16 protein-coding genes are annotated in these 17,399 nt (G+C 70.4%); 6 read left to right on the top strand and 10 right to left on the bottom strand.

Going from position 1 to position 17,399, the window contains the following annotated elements; translation table 11 throughout:
- Positions 1-105 precede the first annotated feature (105 nt).
- Positions 106-267, bottom strand: coding sequence for a hypothetical protein (locus QNO21_RS02240; protein ID WP_257514640.1), 162 nt, complete (start codon positions 265-267; stop codon positions 106-108).
- A 215-nt stretch (positions 268-482) separates the two neighbouring features.
- Between QNO21_RS02240 and QNO21_RS02235 the strand changes: the two genes are divergently transcribed.
- Positions 483-1,409 carry a M23 family metallopeptidase gene (locus tag QNO21_RS02235; protein ID WP_257519666.1) on the top strand — a complete coding sequence of 309 codons (927 nt, stop codon included), beginning with the start codon at positions 483-485 and terminating at the stop codon, positions 1,407-1,409.
- Positions 1,410-1,482: 73 nt separating this feature from the next.
- Here QNO21_RS02235 and QNO21_RS02230 read toward each other — a convergent pair whose 3' ends face one another.
- The 3 genes from QNO21_RS02230 to QNO21_RS02220 are packed head-to-tail and all read right to left on the bottom strand — an operon-like array spanning position 1,483 to position 4,532.
- Positions 1,483-2,514 (bottom strand): ABC transporter permease, encoded by a 1,032-nt coding sequence (locus QNO21_RS02230; RefSeq protein WP_257519667.1) that lies wholly within the window; start codon positions 2,512-2,514, stop codon positions 1,483-1,485.
- The gene (locus QNO21_RS02225) at positions 2,511-3,461 is read right to left on the bottom strand and encodes an ABC transporter ATP-binding protein (protein ID WP_257519668.1); all 951 of its coding nucleotides are present in this window, start codon (positions 3,459-3,461) and stop codon (positions 2,511-2,513) included. The genes QNO21_RS02230 and QNO21_RS02225 overlap by 4 nt, the downstream gene beginning before the upstream one ends.
- A gap of 57 nt (positions 3,462-3,518) precedes the next feature.
- Entirely contained in the window at positions 3,519-4,532 is a 1,014-nt protein-coding gene (locus QNO21_RS02220; protein WP_257519669.1) for a glycerophosphodiester phosphodiesterase family protein, read from the bottom strand.
- A 183-nt stretch (positions 4,533-4,715) separates the two neighbouring features.
- Between QNO21_RS02220 and QNO21_RS02215 the strand changes: the two genes are divergently transcribed.
- Positions 4,716-5,618, top strand: coding sequence for a Bax inhibitor-1/YccA family protein (locus tag QNO21_RS02215; RefSeq protein WP_257519719.1), 903 nt, complete (start codon positions 4,716-4,718; stop codon positions 5,616-5,618).
- Positions 5,619-5,790: 172 nt separating this feature from the next.
- Here the strand turns inward: QNO21_RS02215 and QNO21_RS02210 are convergent, their stop codons facing one another.
- The 6 genes from QNO21_RS02210 to guaB form a co-directional block, all read right to left on the bottom strand.
- Positions 5,791-7,173 (bottom strand): glycosyltransferase, encoded by a 1,383-nt coding sequence (locus tag QNO21_RS02210; RefSeq protein WP_257519670.1) that lies wholly within the window; start codon positions 7,171-7,173, stop codon positions 5,791-5,793.
- Positions 7,174-7,279: 106 nt separating this feature from the next.
- A complete protein-coding gene (gene guaA / locus QNO21_RS02205; RefSeq protein WP_257514924.1) occupies positions 7,280-8,863 on the bottom strand; it encodes a glutamine-hydrolyzing GMP synthase in 1,584 nt (527 codons plus the stop codon).
- Positions 8,860-9,384, bottom strand: a complete 525-nt coding sequence (locus QNO21_RS02200; RefSeq protein WP_257519671.1) for a DUF3817 domain-containing protein — start codon at positions 9,382-9,384, stop codon at positions 8,860-8,862. The genes guaA and QNO21_RS02200 overlap by 4 nt, the downstream gene beginning before the upstream one ends.
- Positions 9,385-9,467: 83 nt before the next feature.
- A complete protein-coding gene (locus QNO21_RS02195; RefSeq protein WP_257519720.1) occupies positions 9,468-10,262 on the bottom strand; it encodes an SURF1 family protein in 795 nt (264 codons plus the stop codon).
- 122 nt (positions 10,263-10,384) lie between these two features.
- On the bottom strand, positions 10,385-11,503 hold the full coding sequence (locus QNO21_RS02190; RefSeq protein WP_257514928.1) for a GuaB3 family IMP dehydrogenase-related protein: 1,119 nt from the start codon (positions 11,501-11,503) through the stop codon (positions 10,385-10,387).
- Between the two features lie 128 nt (positions 11,504-11,631).
- The gene (gene guaB, locus QNO21_RS02185; RefSeq protein WP_257519672.1) at positions 11,632-13,137 is read right to left on the bottom strand and encodes an IMP dehydrogenase; all 1,506 of its coding nucleotides are present in this window, start codon (positions 13,135-13,137) and stop codon (positions 11,632-11,634) included.
- Positions 13,138-13,347: 210 nt separating this feature from the next.
- Here guaB and QNO21_RS02180 point away from each other — a divergent pair, with 210 nt between their 5' ends.
- The 4 genes from QNO21_RS02180 to QNO21_RS02165 are packed head-to-tail and all read left to right on the top strand — an operon-like array spanning position 13,348 to position 17,346.
- Positions 13,348-14,655 carry a branched-chain amino acid ABC transporter permease gene (locus tag QNO21_RS02180; RefSeq protein WP_257514921.1) on the top strand — a complete coding sequence of 436 codons (1,308 nt, stop codon included), beginning with the start codon at positions 13,348-13,350 and terminating at the stop codon, positions 14,653-14,655.
- 6 nt (positions 14,656-14,661) lie between these two features.
- A complete protein-coding gene (locus QNO21_RS02175; protein WP_257514920.1) occupies positions 14,662-15,642 on the top strand; it encodes a branched-chain amino acid ABC transporter permease in 981 nt (326 codons plus the stop codon).
- Positions 15,632-16,627 carry an ABC transporter ATP-binding protein gene (locus QNO21_RS02170; protein ID WP_257519673.1) on the top strand — a complete coding sequence of 332 codons (996 nt, stop codon included), beginning with the start codon at positions 15,632-15,634 and terminating at the stop codon, positions 16,625-16,627. Before QNO21_RS02175 ends, QNO21_RS02170 begins: the two co-directional genes overlap by 11 nt.
- Entirely contained in the window at positions 16,624-17,346 is a 723-nt protein-coding gene (locus QNO21_RS02165; protein WP_257519674.1) for an ABC transporter ATP-binding protein, read from the top strand. The genes QNO21_RS02170 and QNO21_RS02165 overlap by 4 nt, the downstream gene beginning before the upstream one ends.
- Positions 17,347-17,399 lie beyond the last annotated feature (53 nt).

The raw sequence follows: 17,399 nt of genomic DNA, 5'->3' as shown, positions 1-17,399 counted from the left end.
AGCCTTGACAGCGCGACGACCTCCCCGCCCGCCGAGCGCAGGCGGCGTGCGACCGCCGCGCGACCGGGCGCGATGTTGCCGGTCAGACGACCTCGCGCCCCCGCGTCACGAGCCGAGGTCCTGGCTCTCGATCTCGAGGGCGACGTCGTCTTCTTCATCGAACGGCACGGGCCGTTCGTCATCGAGCTGGGGGTCTGCGAACAGGCTCTCGACGGCCGGATCGACGGGGCGCTCCTCGTCGGGCAGGTCGGGCAGGTTGTTGCTCATGGCGTGCTCCTCTCCTTCGCCAGGATCGACGACTGCGTCGCCGACCGCATCCGGTTGACGATCCGCTTAGCGCAAGCTACGCCTCTCGGAGGCTCCGTACAGGTTCATCGTGACACCATTGTTACGTACGCGCCGCGACCGAAGAACTCCGTGGCATCCCTCGCGCCGACCCGACGGCGCCGATCCGCGGGCTCCTCGAGCCCAGAGGCCATCGTTTGACCGAGCACACCACTTCCTCCAGCCCCACCCCTGCTTCCACGCGCCGATCCGCCCGCATCGCCGCCGCACGTGCGGCCCGGGAACGGTGGACGATCCTGGTGACCGGGCGGGCGGCGGACCGCACGCCCGGCTCCGGCCGACGCGCCCTCCACGCCGCCTTCGCCGTGACCGTCGTGGTGAGCCTGGCTGGAACCACCGCCATGCCGGCCGCTGCCGTGACGATCCACGACGTGTCCGACACCGCTGCGCAGCCCGCCGACACCTCCGTCGACCGGGGTCGAGGTGCCGCCGACGACTCCTCCACGCTGGTGACCGCGTCCGACGCAGTGGCACCCGAAGAGACACAGTCGCTCGTCGTCGCCTCGGAGCCCGAGGCCGTCGCCCTCGACCGCCTCTCCTACGCCGCCACGACGCCCGAGGAGATCGCTGCGGTCAAGCAGGCTGAGGAGGCCGCGGCGCAGGCTGAGCGCGCCCGGCTCGCCGCCGCGGTCACCAACGGCCAGCTGGCAGCGGTCACCTCCGCCATCCCCGCCGGCGGCGGTGTCGTCCGGCCGCTTCCGTACTTCAACAACTTCGGCACGCCCTATGCCGGCCACCGCGGCGTGGACTACATGGTCGGTGCCGGCACCCCCATCATGTCGATCGCCGACGGCGTCGTGATCGAGTCATCTGAGAGCGGCCCCGGCTGGGGTGTCTACGTCAAGATCGCGCACAACATCAACGGCGTGAGTGTCACCTCGCTGTACGCCCACATGACCTACGGCACCCGCACGGTGCAAGTGGGCGATCGCGTGTCCGCCGGCCAGGTCATCGGGCAGGTCGGCGAGACCGGCCGCGCGTTCGGGGCGCACCTGCACCTCGAGATCCAGGTGAACAACGGCTACGTCAACGGCGAGAGCTGGCTCATCGCCCACGGCGCCTGACACACCGCGCCTGACACACCGGATGCCGCCCGTCGCCCTCTCGCGACCGGCGGCATCCGTGCGTGCCCGTCGGTCAGGCGATGCGGGTACCGCGCGGCAGCGTGCGTGCCGGGGTGCGCGTGCGCCGGTAGGCCCACGCCATCAGTCCGCCGGCGAGCAGCAGCTGCACCCCGAGACCGACGAACCAGCTCGGCACCGTCTCGGCGATGATGTCGCGCGGCGTCGTGTCGTCCCCTGTCGACGGCGCACACTCGTCGTATCGCTGCTCCAGCTCGGGCGGCTGCTGGATCGAGCGCACCACGAGCTTGAGCTGCCCGAAGAGGTCGACCGGCCAACCGCCCCGCTCGAACTGCGTCGGGATCGCGTCGGCGAGCACGACGAACGGGTTCGCCGCGAGCACCCACCACACGGTGTCGGGCCGCGGGATCTCGTAGACGCTCGTCTCCCACTCGTCGGTGCAGGTCACGCCGCCGGCCTCGGTGTACTCGACGACCCGATACGACGACACCACCTCGCTGCGCACGCTGAACGCGACGAGCCCCACCGTGATGGGTGTGCCGATCACGAGCGCTGCCACCACGAGGTAGGTCGTGGCGACCGAGAAGAGCGGCCGGGCGAGGATGCCGCTGAGCGCCGTGCCGAGCGCCGCCACCACCCCGATCTCGACGATGAGCACGGCGAGCGAGACGATCACCGTCACGGGGCTGACGCCGCCCGCGAGGGTCGCGACCACGAGGAAGGGCGCCGCCACGACCGCGAACGCCAGGCCCGTCGCCCACGCGGCGAGGAACCGCCCGAGCAGGATCTCGCCCGTCGTGGCGAGCGTCACCTGAACCGGGGCGAGGGTCGCGGCATCCCGGTCGCCGTTGATGGAGTTGCCGCTGAGCGTCGGCGACACCAGCAGAGCCAGCAGCAGGGTGATGAGGACGACCGTGGAGTAGATCCCGGCGCCGCGGTCATCGCTGCCGCCCCAGGCCAGGAAGGCCAGTGCGGTCACGCCGACCAGCAGCACGGCGAACACCCCGAGCAGCACATACCAGGCGACCGACCGCATCCGCTGGATCAGCTCGAGACGGACGAGGACACCGATGCGCCGGCCGTTCATGCTGCTCCTCCCGGGGCGCCCGGCTGCTCGCGCAGATCCAGGAAAGTGTGCTCGAGCATGCCGGTCGCGGCGGAGAACTCCGCCACCGGCAGTCCCCCGGCGACGAGGGCGGCGAGCCCCCGCGCGGCATCCGCGTCGGAGGCGAACCCGACCAGCACGTCGCGCCGGTCGGTGGGGAGGGTGCCGGCATCCAGCCCCAGCGCGGCGGCCACCGGCAGCACAGCGGCGACGCCGTCGCGGTCGGCCAGGCGGATGCGCCACGTGCGCGTGCGGGATGCCGCGACCGCCACCCGCTCCGAGCTCACCGTCTCACCGGCGACGAGGAACACCGCGTCGTCGATCACTTCTTCGAGCTCCGAGAGGATGTGGCTGGAGATCAGCACGGTGCGCCCCTCGGCTGCGAAGCGCCGCAGCAGCACGCGCAGGTCGATGCGGGCCTGCGGGTCGAGCCCTGAGGCGGGCTCGTCCAGCAGCAGCACCCGCGGGTCGTGCACCAGCGCGCGCGCAAGGCCCAGCTTCTGCTTCTGCCCTCGCGAGAGCACCCGTGCGGGTGCGTCGGCGAGGCCCTCCAGCCCGAGGTCGCGCAGCAGCTCCGCCGCGCGCGCCTTCGCCTGCGGCCGCGGCAGGTCGTAGAGCTCCCCCGTGACGGCGATCGTCTCCCGAGCGGTGAGAGAGGGCCAGGCGCCGAGGGCGTCCGGCATCCAGCCGAGAAGGCGCCGCGCGGCGGCGGGATCGGCGACCGGGTGGACGCCCCCGATCCGCACCTCGCCGGCGTCGGGGGCCAGGAGCGAGGCCAGCATGAGCATGAGGGTGGTCTTGCCGGAGCCGTTGGGGCCGACCAGGCCCGTCACCGCCCCTTCGCGGGCTTCCAGCGTCACGTCGCGCACGGCGTGGACGTCTCCGAACGACCGTCGGACGCCGCGCGCCACTATTCCGGGTGTGGTCACGAGCGTCACCCTAGCGGAGCGTCGCGATTTCGCCGCCGACCGGCGGTGACCGAGATCTCAGGCGCCGTGGAAGAACGCCACCCCGAGGTCGGTGTGGTCGACGAAGACGCCGTCGACCTCGGCATCCGCCAGCACCTGCCACTCCCCTTCGTAGTCGCCGAACGCGGCCTTGCCGCCGTGCCTGCGGAAGCGCGCCAGCAGGAAGGCGTTCTCGGGGCGGGCGGTCCAGGTGAAGACGCGCAGGCCCCGCGCGTGCGCGTCGGCGACGAACGGCGCCGGCCCCGTGGGGCGGCCGAGCGCGTCGGGGGCGAGGATCATGCGCTTGTCGACACTGATCCCCTCGACCCGTCCGACCAGGGCATCGAGCCCCGCCGGGGTGACGGTGTCGGCGTAGTCGGGAGCGTCGGCGCCGAGCCCGGCGACGAGGTCGAAGGGCTTGCCCGCCGCTTCGAGCAGATAGATGAGGTCCGCCGGGATGCCGCTTCGGCGCAGCCGGGCGAGCACCGTCGACTCGAACGACTCGACGACGAGCGGCAGCTCCCCCTCATCCCAGCCCGCCGCGCGCAGTTCCGCCTCGACCAGCTCGGCCACGTCCCAGCCCAGGCCTGCGAAGTACGTCGCGTGCTTGATCTCCACGACGACGCCGATCGGCCGGCCCTGCACGCGGGCGGCGTCCCGCACGAGGTCCAGCACGTCACGCAGCCGCAGCACCTGCTCCCGGTCGTCGAGGGCGGCACTGGCAGGACGCAGCTTCGGCAGCCGTTCGCGGCAGTGCAGGCCGCAAAGCTCGTCCGCCGTGAAATCCTCGGTGAACCAGCCGGTCAGCTGCTCGCCGTCGATGGTCTTCGTGGTGCGACGATCGGCGTACTCGAGACGATCGGCGACATCGGTCGTGCCCGAGATCTCGTTCTCGTGCCGCACCATGAGCACCCCGTCGCGACTGACGACGACATCGGGCTCAACGGCGTCGGCGCCCGTGGCCAGCGCGAGGTCGTACGACGACCGGCTGTGCTCTGGTCGATAGCCGGGCGCACCGCGGTGGCCGATGACGAGGGGACGGGGGCGCGGCATCCCTCCAGGCTACGCGCGGGGGCCGCTGGAGGCCGGGCGCGGACCCGCACCGGGCGGGGCCATCATGCCTTCAAAGCTCGCTCACAGCGATATTCCGTACTCGCGTCATACGTGTCCGTTACTGTGGAGTGCACACAGCACGGCGCTGTGTCGCAAACCCGACTTTGGAGTGTGAGAGAGCACGTGGCCCTCAACAACCCCGCATTCGCCAACCCGGCGTTCCAGGAGCAGCGACCCGGCTTGACGCCGCCGGCCGCTTCCGGCACGCAGACCCAGTACGCCGCCGCTCAGCACCAGGGCGTCGACGTCGCCGCCCAGGCACAGATGGAGGGCATGTACGCCGCTCCGTCGGCCGGCGCGGTCGAGACCGACCGCATGACCGTCGAGGACACCGTCGTCAAGACCGTGGGCCTCTTCGCGATCCTGCTGGCCACCGCCGTCGTCGGCTGGGTGTGGACCCTGTCGCCGCTGCCGGACGCCGGCCCCACCATGATGCCGTGGATCATCGGCGCCCTCGGTGGCTTCGTCCTCGCGATGGTCGTCATCTTCTCGTCGCGCAAGAAGATCCGCCCCGGCCTCATCTTCGCCTACGCGGCCTTCGAGGGCCTGTTCGTCGGTGGCATCTCGGCGTACTTCGAGCTGATCTTCCCCGGCATCGTGATGCAGGCGACCCTCGCGACCCTCGCGGTCGTGGGTGTGACCCTCGCCCTCTTCGCCAGCGGCAAGGTGCGCGCGTCGAAGAAGGCCACCAAGATCTTCATGATCGCGATGATCGGCTACCTGGTCTTCTCGCTGCTGAACGTCGTGCTGATGCTCACGGGCATCATGCCCGAGACCGCGATGTTCGGCATGCGCAGCGAGCCGAGCTTCCTCTTCGGCATTCCGTGGGGCGTTCTCATCGGTGTGTTCGTGGTCATCATGGCCGCCTACTCGCTGGTGCTCGACTTCGACCAGGTGCAGCAGGGCGTGCGCAACGGCGCACCCCGCAAGTTCGCCTGGATGGCTGCCTTCGGCATCATGGTCACCGTCGTGTGGCTGTACGTCGAGATCCTGCGGATCCTCGCGATCCTGCGCGGCAGCGAGTAACACCCGCGTCGTTCGTCGAAAGGGCCGCCCCTCGGGGCGGCCCTTTCTCGTTGCGTCGCCGGCATCCCGCACCGTGAGACGACAACTGACGGCCGAGGACATGGGGAAACCCCACGGTCTCGTCCGCCCGCATTCGTCTCAGCGATCGGAGGGCGGCGGCGCGGGGCGCGGGTCAGCGGCCGGGGCGGGGGGCGGGGGCGTCGAGGGCTGCGCGCACGGCGGCGGCGAGGGCGCGCATCGAGGCGGCGGCATCCATCCCTGCGGCCGCGGCGCGGGCGGCATCCGCCAGCCACGCCCTCACCCCGGGGCCGGTCAGCAGCGCCGTCAGCGCACCGGCGAGGGCATCGACGCCGCCGTCGGGCACGAGCATTCCGCCGCCGCGGGCGAGGGTGTCGCGAGGACCGTAGGGGATGTCGTACGCCACGACCGGCACACCGTGACCGAGGGCCTCCAGGACCACCAGCGGCTGCCCCTCGTTCGTGCTGGTGAGCACGAACAGGTCCGCCGTCGCCCATGCGACCTCAGGGTCCGCCGTGTGACCGTGGAAGAACACCGCATCGCCGAGACCGAGCGAGTCCGCCATGGCGACGAGGGCGGCGCACTCCGGCCCGTCGCCGTACACGTGCAGCTCGGCGTGCGGCACCGAGGCCCGCACCGTCGCCAGGGCGCGGATCGCGTCATCCACGCGCTTGCGGGCGCTGAGGGTGTTCAGCATCACGATGCGGCCGGGCACCGGGTCGTTCGCAAGCCCCGCCGGCGCCGGGTGCGGCACGACGAACGAGCGGATGCCGCTCACCCGCCGTTCCACATCGGCCCGCTGGCTCGCCGTCAGCCACAGCACGCCGTCGAACCGGTCGGCGACGTCGAACCAGCGCGTCCATGCGGCATCCATCGGGGCATCCCAGGTGAACGGCGCCTGCACGTGGCAGGCGTGCGTGGTGTGCACCAATCGGATGCCGGGATCCAGCTGCGGCGGCGCGTCGGCCACCAGAACCTCGCCCACCTGACGCGCCTCGCAGATCACGACCGTGTCGCGCCGGGTCTCGGCCGCGAGGGCGTTCAGCCACGCCCGGTACAGCCCGCCGAACCCGGGCAGCCAGCCGATCGGCTCGGCGCCGTCCGCCGACCACACCACGACCGGGGCCTCGCTCAGGTGCCACGCGGGGTCGCCGGCGATCACCGGGAGCTCGAGCACCGTGCGGCCCGCGGCGTCGCGGATGGCGCGGCTGCCGACGTCGGCGCCGGGTGCAGACGCGGGCACAGGAAGCGGCAGCGCCGCGGCGCGCAGCCAGGCGGCATCCGCCCGGGCGTCGTCGAAGAGGTTCCGCAGGTCTTCGGGGGCGCCGAGCAGCCCCCGTCGCACCCATTCGGCGCGGTCGCGGTCGTGCTCTTCCTGCTCGCCGGGATCCACCGTCAGCAGGCGCACGCGTGCACCGGCGGCGGCCATGTCGCCGGCACGGCGCAGCACCGAGATGGTGAAGCCGCCGTCGCGGTCGGGGATCAGCCTGCTCGCGAGCACGAGGTAGTCGGCGTCGGGCAGCGCGGATTCACTCATCCGTCCATCCTCCCCCACGCCCGCTGGGTCTCCTCCGAACCGCGACGCCGCGCCCGCCGGAAACGACGGATGCCGCGACCCTCAGGCCGCGGCATCCGTCATGCGCTCACTCCCACTCGATGGTCCCGGGGGGCTTGCTCGTCACGTCGAGCACGACCCGGTTGACCTCGCGCACCTCGTTGGTGATGCGGTTGGAGATCTTCGACAGCACGTCGTAGGGCAGGCGCGTCCAGTCGGCCGTCATGGCGTCCTCGCTGGAGACCGGGCGCAGCACGATCGGGTGGCCGTAGGTGCGGCCGTCGCCCTGCACGCCCACCGAGCGGACGTCGGCCAAGAGCACCACGGGGCACTGCCAGATCTCGTCGTCCAGGCCCGCCTTGGTCAGCTCCTCGCGGGCGATGGCGTCGGCGTCACGCAGAATCTCGAGGCGGTCAGCGGTGACCTCACCGACGATGCGGATGCCGAGGCCGGGGCCCGGAAACGGCTGGCGACCGACGATGACCTCGGGCAGGCCGAGCTCGCGGCCGATCGCGCGCACCTCGTCCTTGAAGAGGGTGCGCAGCGGCTCGACGAGTTCGAACTGCAGGTCCTCGGGAAGCCCGCCCACGTTGTGGTGGCTCTTGATGTTGGCGGTGCCGGCGCCGCCGCCGGACTCCACGACGTCGGGGTACAGCGTCCCCTGCACGAGGAAGCGGATGGGCTCGCCGTCGGCCGCGGCTTCGGCGACGAGCGCCGCTTCGGCCTGCTCGAACGTGCGGATGAACTCCCGCCCGATGATCTTGCGCTTCTGCTCCGGGTCGCTGACGCCCGCGAGCGCCGTGAGGAACCGCTCGCGCGCATCCACGGTGACCAGGCGCACGCCGGTCGAGGCGACGTAGTCCTGCTCGACCTGCTCCCGCTCACCCTTACGCAGCAGTCCGTGGTCGACGAAGATGCACACGAGCTGGTCACCGACGGCCTTGTGCACGAGCGCGGCGGCCACGGCGGAGTCGACGCCGCCGGAGAGCCCGCAGATGACCCGGCCGGTGCCGATCTGCTCGCGGATTTTCGCGACCTGCTCGGCGATGACGTTGCCGCTGTTCCAGTCGGCGGGGAGCCCCGCGGCCTTGTGCAGGAAGTTCTCCAGCACGTTCTGTCCGTGGTCGCTGTGCTTGACCTCGGGATGCCACTGCACGCCGTACATCCGCCGCTCGTCGCTGCCGAAGGCGGCCACCGGGGTGGCTTCCGTCGACGCGAGCACCTCGAAGCCTTCGGGGGCGGCGGCGACCTGGTCGCCGTGGCTCATCCAGACGTTCTGCGCCGCGGGCTGGCCGGACAGCAGCACGCCGCCGTCACCGTTGAGCGTGGCATCCGTCGCGCCGTACTCGCGCAGCCCGGTGTTGGCGACCTCGCCGCCGAGGGCCTGCGCCATCACCTGGAAGCCGTAGCAGATGCCCAGGGTCGGGACTCCGAGGTCGAACACCTCCGGGTCGAGGCTCGGGGCGCCGGGCTCGTAGACCGACGCGGGTCCGCCCGAAAGGATCAGACCGACGGGGTGCTTGGCTGCGATCTCGGCAGCCGTCGCGGTGTGCGGCACGATCTCGCTGTAGACGCCCGCCTCGCGGACGCGCCGGGCGATGAGCTGGGAGTACTGGGCGCCGAAGTCGACGACCAGCACGGGACGCTGCGAGGTTTCGGTCTGAGCGGTCAACGGTTGCCTTCCGTGGCGGGGATGGGAGCGGATGCCGCGGCTTCAGAGGCTTCCCGCTCGGCGAGGTAGGTCTTGACCTCCCGGGCGACGCGCGTCTCCATGAAGAACGACAGCAGCGGCACGACACCGCCGAGGGCGAGGACGAGGAAGCGCCTGAAGTTCCAGCGCATGAGGCTCCACACGCGGAAGCAGGCGAAGAGGTACACGACGTAGAACCAGCCGTGCACGACGAGGATGCCCAGCGACAGGTTGAGGCCGTCGCCGGTGGAGATCATCTCGCACTGGTCGCTGCCCGGGAAGAAGAGCGAGAACCACTGGCAGTCGGGGCCGACGATGACGGTGGCGAACCACAGCAGGCCGCCGGATCCGCCGGCGAACAGTTCGACGTGCAGCGGCGAGTACTTGAGGATCATCTCGGCCAGCAGCAGGAGCAGTCCGACACCGGTGATCACCGACGCGATCTGGTAGAACTTCAGCGCCGAGCGGATCGCTGGGAAGGACGCGAGTTTGGGGGCCGGCATGGCTTCCATCCTACCGTCGCGCCCACGTCGGCCGACGCGCCGCCCGGGGCCTCGCGGGGCCGCGCGGGGCCGGCACGCGGCGGTCAGGGGGCGGATGCCGCTGCCTGCTGCTCCTCGAGCTCTTCGACTTCCTTCTCCCATGCGTCGCGCGCCAGGCGGTACCACATGTAGAACGCGAAGCCCGCGAAGATGACCCACTCGGCCGCATAGAAGATGTTCAGCCAGTTGACGGTCGAGCCTTCCGCGGGCGCGGGCGACGCGATCGCCTCGAGTCCGCCGAGCGGCTCGGCCGCGGTGAGGTAGGCGCGGTACACGTCGAGTCCCTCGACGTCGTGCCAGTGGGCCAGCAGGGCCGCGGGCGACATCCGGGTCATCGTCTGCGGGTCGGCGCCCCGCGGCGGGACTCCCGGCCCCTCGTCGGAGATCAGACGCCCGGTGAGCTGCACGGCGGCATCCGGGTCGGCTTCGGCCTGAGCCTCGAGGGTTTCGATCGCGGCCTGCGCGTCGGCTTCGGTGGGCGCCCAGCCGACGGCGACGGCCAGCGACGTCGGCTCGCCGGTGCCGGTCGTGGCTTCGTCCAGCCGCAGCTGTCCGGTGACCCAGTAGCCCTCGACGCCGTCGTTGAAGCGGGATGCGACGGGGACGAAATCCCCCGGCATCCAGTGTCCCGAGGCCTCGACCCGCTGGCCCACGAGCGGCTCGGGCAGGTACTCGCCGGGGCCGGCGACCTCGGCCAGCGGCCGCAGCTGCTCGGTCATTCCGGGGGGCGGCGGATCGGTGTCGATCGCGTTTCCCAGCTGCCATTGGCCGAGCCAGGCGAAGATGCCGGCTACGGCGAGCGCGACGACGAGCATGCCCAGCCACCAGGGCCGCAGCATGACCTCACGCAGGGTCGGCGGGAACTGCGGCAGCGCGGCGGCGCCGGGTGTGGCGTCGCCTGGCCGGGTCACCGGGTCAGGGGCCGACGTCGTCGCCGGGCCCGTCGACGGGTTGCTCACGCTCATCTGGATCGATACGGCGCGACGACGACCTCGACGCGCTGGAACTCCTTGAGATCCGAGTAGCCGGTGGTCGCCATGGACTTCTTCAGCGCGCCGATGAGGTTCGCAGTGCCGTCGGCGACGGGAGCCGGCCCGTAGAGCACGGACTCGAGGTCGACCTTCTGATCGACGCGGATGCGACTGCCGCGCGGCAGGCGGGAGTGGTGCGCTTCGGGGCCCCAGTGGTATCCGCGGCCGGGCGCGTCGGTCGCGCGTGCGAGGGCCACGCCGAGCATGACGGCATCCGCCCCCATCGCCAGCGCCTTCACGATGTCTCCGGAGGTACCCACGCCGCCGTCGGCGATGACGTGCACGTAGCGGCCGCCCGACTCGTCGAGGTAGTCGCGGCGTGCGCCGGCGACGTCGGCGACGGCCGTGGCCATGGGCGCGTGCACACCGAGGGTGGCGCGCGTGGTGGATGCCGCTCCCCCGCCGAAGCCGACGAGCACGCCGGCGGCGCCGGTGCGCATGAGGTGCAGGGCTGCGGTGTAGGTGGAGGCGCCGCCGACGATGACGGGCACATCGAGGTCGTAGATGAACTTCTTGAGGTTCAGGGGCGCGTCGACGCTCGAGACGTGCTCGGCCGAGACGGTCGTGCCGCGGATGACGAAGAGGTCGACGCCCGCGGCGACGACGGTCTCGTACAGCTGCTGCGTGCGCTGTGGGGTGAGGGCGCCGGCGACGGTGACGCCGGCGGCGCGGATCTCGGCGAGCCGGTCGCGGATGAGCTCGGGCTTGATGGGCTCGGCGTACAGCTCCTGCATGCGCCGGGTGGCCTCGGCGTCGGGGAGCGTCGCGATCTCGGCGAGGAGCGGGTCGGGGTCGTCGTACCGCGTCCACAGGCCCTCGAGGTCGAGCACCCCGAGGCCGCCGAGCTGGCCCAGCATGATCGCGGTGCGGGGGCTGACGACGGAGTCCATGGGAGCTGCGAGCACCGGGATGTCGAACTGGAACGCATCGATCGCCCAGCCCGTCGAGACGTCCTCGGGGTTGCGGGTGCGTCGGGACGGCACCACGGCGATGTCGTCGAAGGCGTACGCGCGGCGGGCCCGCTTGGCGCGGCCGATCTCGATCTCCATGCTCACTCCTCCAGCCTACCCGCCCCCTCTGCCACGGCCGTTGAGCGAGTACTCACTCGAGGGCGCGAACGCTCACTGCGCGCTACGAATACTCACTCGCGACCGCGGATACTCACTCGCGCGCGGGGTCAGGTGCGGTAGTTCGGGGCCTCGACCACGATCTGCACGTCGTGGGGGTGCGACTCCTTGAGCCCGGCGGGGGTGATGCGCACGAACTTGCCGCGCGCCTTCAGCTCCTCCACGGTGCGGGCGCCGACGTAGAACATCGACTGCCGCAGGCCACCCACGAGCTGGTAGGCCACCGCCGACACCGGTCCGCGGTAGACGACCTGACCCTCGATCCCCTCGGGGATGAGCTTGTCGTCGGTCGGCACGTCGGCCTGGAAGTAACGGTCCTTCGAGTACGACGTCTTCTTGCCGCGCGTCTGCAGCGCACCGAGCGACCCCATGCCGCGGTACTGCTTGTACTGCTTGCCGCCGACGAAGACGATCTCGCCCGGCGACTCGTCGGTGCCGGCGAAGAGCGACCCGATCATCACGCTGTCGGCTCCCGCGACGAGGGCCTTGGCGATGTCACCGGAGTACTGCAGCCCGCCGTCCGCGATCACCGGCACGCCGGCTTCGCGGGCGGCCAGCGACGCCTCGTACACGGCGGTCACCTGCGGCACGCCGACGCCGGCGACGACGCGCGTGGTGCAGATCGATCCCGGGCCGACGCCCACCTTCACGGCATCCACGCCCGCGTCGATGAGCGCCTGAGCGCCCTCGCGGGTGGCGACGTTGCCGCCGATGACGTCGATGTGGTCGAAGGTCGGGTCGGCCTTGATGCGCCGCACCATGTCGATGACGCCCGCGGACTGGCCGTTGGCGGTGTCGACGACCACGACGTCCACGCCCGCGTCGCGCAGCGCCTCGGCGCGCTCCCACGCGTCACCGAAGAACCCGATCGCCGCGCCGACGCGGAGGCGACCGTGCTCGTCCTTGGTGGCCAGCGGATACTTCTCGCTCTTGTCGAAGTCCTTGATCGTGATGAGCCCGGCGAGCCTGCCGTCGTCGTCGATGAGCGGCAGCTTCTCGACGCGGTGGTGGGCGAAGAGTGCGATGACGTCGTTCGCGCCGATGCCGACCTTGCCGGTGATGAGGCCCTCGCTGGTCATGACATCGCGCACCTTGGTGGTCTGCCGCTCGAAGCCGGAGACGAAGCGCATGTCACGGTTGGTGATGATGCCCAGCAGGCGCCCGTCGTCGTCGATGACCGGCAGGCCCGAGATGCGGTACTGGGCGCACATCGCGTCGACCTCTTCGATCGACGCATCGGGGGTCGTCGTGATCGGGTCGGTGATCATGCCCGACTCGCTGCGCTTGACCCGGTCGACCATGGCCGCCTGATCCTCGATGGAGAGGTTGCGGTGGATGATGCCGAGTCCCCCCTCGCGGGCGACGGCGATCGCCATGCGCGCCTCGGTCACGGTGTCCATGGCCGCGGCGATCAGGGGCGTGGCGACGGTGATGCGCCGCGTCACGCGCGAAGACGTATCCGCCTCGCTGGGGATGACATCGGTGTGCCTCGGCAACAGCAGCACATCGTCATAGGTCAGTCCGACGAAACCGAAGGGATCGTTGTGCTCGCTCATGCCGTTCCTCCACACATCTTGATGAGTCTAATCGCGCCGCGGCGCCAAGCATTCCCCAGCCCGGCTGGGAGATTCGCGGTGCGGCGAGTTGCATACCGGTAACACGCAGGCAACAATCGGCGGATACGTTCAGGTGTCGCCGAAGTCACCGACAGTGGCCCACCCGGCGCGTCCGACAACTCTCTGGAGGTGCCAGTGGCGATCAACCCGATGTCGCGCACTGACCGTCGTCCGTGGCGCGCTGTCGCCTCGTTGATCGCCGGGCTGCTCGCCGCGGTCGTGCTCCTCGGCCTGTCCGCCCCCGCCGCCATGGCGGCCGCCGACGACACCGAGGATCTGCCGTTCACCATCGCCGGCAACGTGCGCGCCGCCGGCGAGCCGATCGAAGGAGCCACGGTCATCGTCACCGGCGGCGGCTTCGAGGCCGAAGCCGAGACGGAGGAGAACGGCACCTTCCGCATCGGCGTGCCCAGCAAGGACGTCGCCTACACCGTCGAGCTCGATGAGGACAGCCTCCCCTCGAGCGTCGAGGTGCCCGAGGGCTTCGCATCCTCGGCCGAGGTGGAGTTCGGCGCGGGGAGCACCGTCACGCGAAACTTCACCCTCGGCGCGGCGGAGCGCCAGACGGTGGGCTTCTGGGATCAGCTGGCATCCCGCGCGGTGAACGGACTGAACTTCGGTCTCATGCTGGGACTGGCCGCCATCGGCCTGTCGCTGGTGTTCGGCACGACCGGCCTGTCCAACTTCGCCCACGGCGAGATGGTCACCTTCGGTGCCCTGGTCGCCCTGCTCTTCTCCGTGGGGCTGGACGTGCCGATCTGGATCGCGATCCCTCTGGCGGTGATCGTCTCGGCCCTGTTCGGCCTGACGATGGATGCCGGACTCTGGCGGCCGTTGCGAAGACGGGGCCTGGGCACGGTGCAGCTGATGATCGTCTCGATCGGCCTCTCGCTCGCGCTGCGCTACGTCTTCCAGATGTTCGCCGGCGGCGGCACGCAGCAGCTGCCCGGCGGTTCCACGTCGATCATCCCGGGCCTCGGACCCATCCGCCTGACGATCACCGATGTCATCAGCATGGCCGTCTCGATCGTCGTGATCGGCGTGTTCGCCTGGTGGCTCATGCGAACCCGGATCGGCCGCGCGACCCGCGCCGTGTCCGACAATCCGTCGCTGGCGGCAGCGAGCGGCATCGATGTCGACGCGGTCGTCCGCGTGGTGTGGGTGGTCGCCGCCGCCCTGGCTGGGCTGTCCGGCGTGCTGTGGGCGTACTTCCGCCCCGGCATCCGGTGGGACATGGGAACCAGCATCCTGCTGCTGATCTTCGCCGCCGTCACCCTCGGCGGGCTGGGGACGGCATTCGGGGCGCTGGTGGGCGCCATCATCGTGGGGCTTCTCGTCGAGATCTCGACGCTCTGGATCCCCTCCGACCTCAAATACGTCGGCGCCCTCGTCGTGCTGATCGTCATCCTGCTGTTCCGCCCACAGGGCCTCCTGGGGCGCCGAGAGAGAATCGGGTAGCGCATCGTGGACTTCCTGCAGATCCTCTCCAACACCGCCGCGCAGATCCTCGCCCCGGCAACGCTCGGCTATGTGCTGGCCGCCATCGGGCTCTCGGTGCACTTCGGCTTCGCGGGGCTGCTCAACATGGGCGTCGCGGGATTCATGGCCATCGGCGCATACGGCTTCGCGATCTCGATCAGCACGTTCGGGATGCCGTGGCCCCTCGCCGTGCTCATCGGTCTCGTCGCCGCGGTGATCTTCGCGCTGATCCTGGGTCTTCCCACGCTGCGCCTGCGCGGGGACTACCTCGCCATCGTCACGATCGCCGCCGCCGAAGTGCTGCGGCTGCTCTTTCTCACCTCCGCCTTCCGCAGCCAGACCGGCTCGGCAGACGGCCTGTCGGGTTTCCAATCGGGCTTCCGGGCGAGCAACCCGCTCCCGCCGGGCCGGTGGGGATTCGGGCCGTGGACCTACCAGTCCGACCAGTGGTGGGTGATCATCGTCGGCATCATCACCATCGCGATCGTGGTGACGCTCGTGTGGCTGCTCATGCGCAGCCCCTGGGGGCGGGTGGTCCGCGGCATCCGTGAGGACGAGGATGCCGTGCGATCGCTGGGCAAGAACGTGTTCGCGTTCAAGATGCAGGCCCTCATCGTCGGCGGCGTCATCATCGCGGCCGGCGGCATCATCACCGCGATGGGAACCAACGTCAACCCGAACGTGTACGTCACGTCGCAGACGTTCTACGTGTGGACGGCGCTGCTGCTGGGCGGTGCGGCCACGATCTTCGGTCCCGTTCTGGGGGCCGTGCTGTTCTGGGTGGTCCGGGCGTTCCTGTCCAACCTGCTCCCGGCTCTCGTCAACATCGGCTGGCTGCCGTTCCTCACCACCGAGCAGAGCCAGATGCTGGTGTTCGTGCTGGTGGGCGTGGCGCTCATGCTGCTCGTCATCTTCCGCCCGCAGGGCATCCTCGGAAGCAAGAAGGAGTTGACCTTTGTCCGGTGAGGTACAGCCGCCCACGCCGCGCCCGAAGGCGACCGGCCTGCACAAGGGCGAGATCCGTCCCGGGGTCGAGAAGGTCGACCCCATCATCGTCATGGACGATGTCCGCCGCGTCTTCGGCGGCCTCACCGCCGTCGACGTCGAGCACCTGGAGATCCCCCGCGGGGCGATCACGGCGCTCATCGGCCCCAACGGCGCCGGCAAGACCACGCTGTTCAACCTGCTCACCGGCTTCGACAAACCCAACTCCGGCAACTGGTCCTTCGACGGCACCTCGCTGGCCGGCATCCCGGCGTACAAGACGGCCCGGATGGGTCAGGTGCGCACGTTCCAGCTGACGAAGTCGCTGGGACTGCTCACGGTGCTGGAGAACATGAAGCTGGGCGCCCCGGGACAGACCGGGGAGCGCATGCTCGCCGGCATCCTGCCGTTCCTCTGGCGCAAGCAGGAGGCGGCCATCGACGAGAAGGCACGCGGCCTGCTGGCGCGGTTCAAGCTCGACGACAAAGAGACCGACTTCGCCGCGAGCCTGTCCGGTGGCCAGCGCAAGCTGCTCGAGATGGCGCGCGCACTCATGAGCGACCCGGTGCTGGTGATGCTCGATGAGCCGATGGCCGGCGTCAACCCGGCGCTCACGCAGTCGCTGCTGGACCACATCCTCGACCTCAAGGACCTGGGCATGACGGTCGTGTTCGTCGAGCACGACATGCACATGGTGCGCCACATCGCCGACTGGGTCGTGGTGATGGCCGAGGGCAAGGTCGTGGCGGAGGGTCCCCCTGACACCGTCATGCGAGACCCCGCCGTCATCGACGCCTATCTCGGCGCCCACCAGGATGTGGACCTGGGAGTGGTCACCGGCCGCTACCAGGGAGAGCTGACAGCCGAGGCGCAGGAGCTCCTCGAGACCGTGCACGAGCTCGATCACGTGATCGAGGCGGAGGGCACAGCCGAGTCCGCACCGAAGAAGCCGGAGGACGGCAAGTGAGCGAGAACGTCGTCGAGATCATCGATGTGCACGCCGGATATCTCCCGGGAGTGAACATCCTCAACGGTGCGAACCTGACCGCCGCCAAGGGCGAACTGGTCGGCATCATCGGCCCCAACGGTGCGGGCAAATCGACCATGCTGAAGGCGATCTTCGGCCAGGTGAAGGTGCGCTCGGGCTCGGTCACGCTCAACGGCGAGGACATCACGGGCCTGCGCGCGAACAAGCTCGTCGCCAAGGGCGTCGGGTTCGTGCCGCAGAACAACAACGTCTTCCCGAGCCTGACGATCGCCGAGAACCTGCAGATGGGCGGCTACCAGCGGCCCAAGGCGGTCGCCGAGCGCACCGAGTTCGTCGCGTCGATCTTCCCCGATCTCGCCAAGCGTCTGCAGCAGCGGGCAGGCTCCCTCTCGGGCGGCGAGCGCCAGATGGTCGCGATGGGACGCGCTCTCATGATGGACCCGCACGTCCTGCTGCTGGACGAGCCGTCGGCGGGCCTGTCGCCCTCCCGGCAGGACGAGGCCTTCCTTCGGGTGTCGGAGATCAACAAGGCCGGCGTGACGACGATCATGGTGGAGCAGAACGCCCGCCGCTGCCTGCAGATCTGCGACCGCGGATACGTGCTGGATCAGGGGCGCGATGCCTACACCGGCACCGGCCGCGAGCTGCTGAACGACCCGAAGGTCATCGGTCTGTACCTGGGGACGCTCGGAACCTGACCTCCTCGGCCGCGATCACGGCTCCCCGTGGCCGCGGCACGGGAAAGGCCCCG

Source organism: Microbacterium sp. zg-Y818 (genome assembly GCF_030246905.1).
Classification (GTDB): domain Bacteria; phylum Actinomycetota; class Actinomycetes; order Actinomycetales; family Microbacteriaceae; genus Microbacterium.
This window is presented reverse-complemented; position numbering and strand designations above follow the sequence as displayed.

Coding starts and splice junctions, on each gene's coding strand:
- QNO21_RS02190 (WP_257514928.1), bottom strand. CDS start 11,503: ATGGAGATCGAGATCGGCCGCGCCAAGCGGGCCCGCCGCGCGTACGCC.
- QNO21_RS02230 (WP_257519667.1), bottom strand. CDS start 2,514: ATGAACGGCCGGCGCATCGGTGTCCTCGTCCGTCTCGAGCTGATCCAG.
- QNO21_RS02200 (WP_257519671.1), bottom strand. CDS start 9,384: ATGCCGGCCCCCAAACTCGCGTCCTTCCCAGCGATCCGCTCGGCGCTG.
- QNO21_RS02195 (WP_257519720.1), bottom strand. CDS start 10,262: ATGCTGCGGCCCTGGTGGCTGGGCATGCTCGTCGTCGCGCTCGCCGTA.
- QNO21_RS02220 (WP_257519669.1), bottom strand. CDS start 4,532: ATGCCGCGCCCCCGTCCCCTCGTCATCGGCCACCGCGGTGCGCCCGGC.
- QNO21_RS02210 (WP_257519670.1), bottom strand. CDS start 7,173: ATGAGTGAATCCGCGCTGCCCGACGCCGACTACCTCGTGCTCGCGAGC.
- QNO21_RS02180 (WP_257514921.1), top strand. CDS start 13,348: ATGTCGCGCACTGACCGTCGTCCGTGGCGCGCTGTCGCCTCGTTGATC.
- guaB (WP_257519672.1), bottom strand. CDS start 13,137: ATGAGCGAGCACAACGATCCCTTCGGTTTCGTCGGACTGACCTATGAC.
- QNO21_RS02240 (WP_257514640.1), bottom strand. CDS start 267: ATGAGCAACAACCTGCCCGACCTGCCCGACGAGGAGCGCCCCGTCGAT.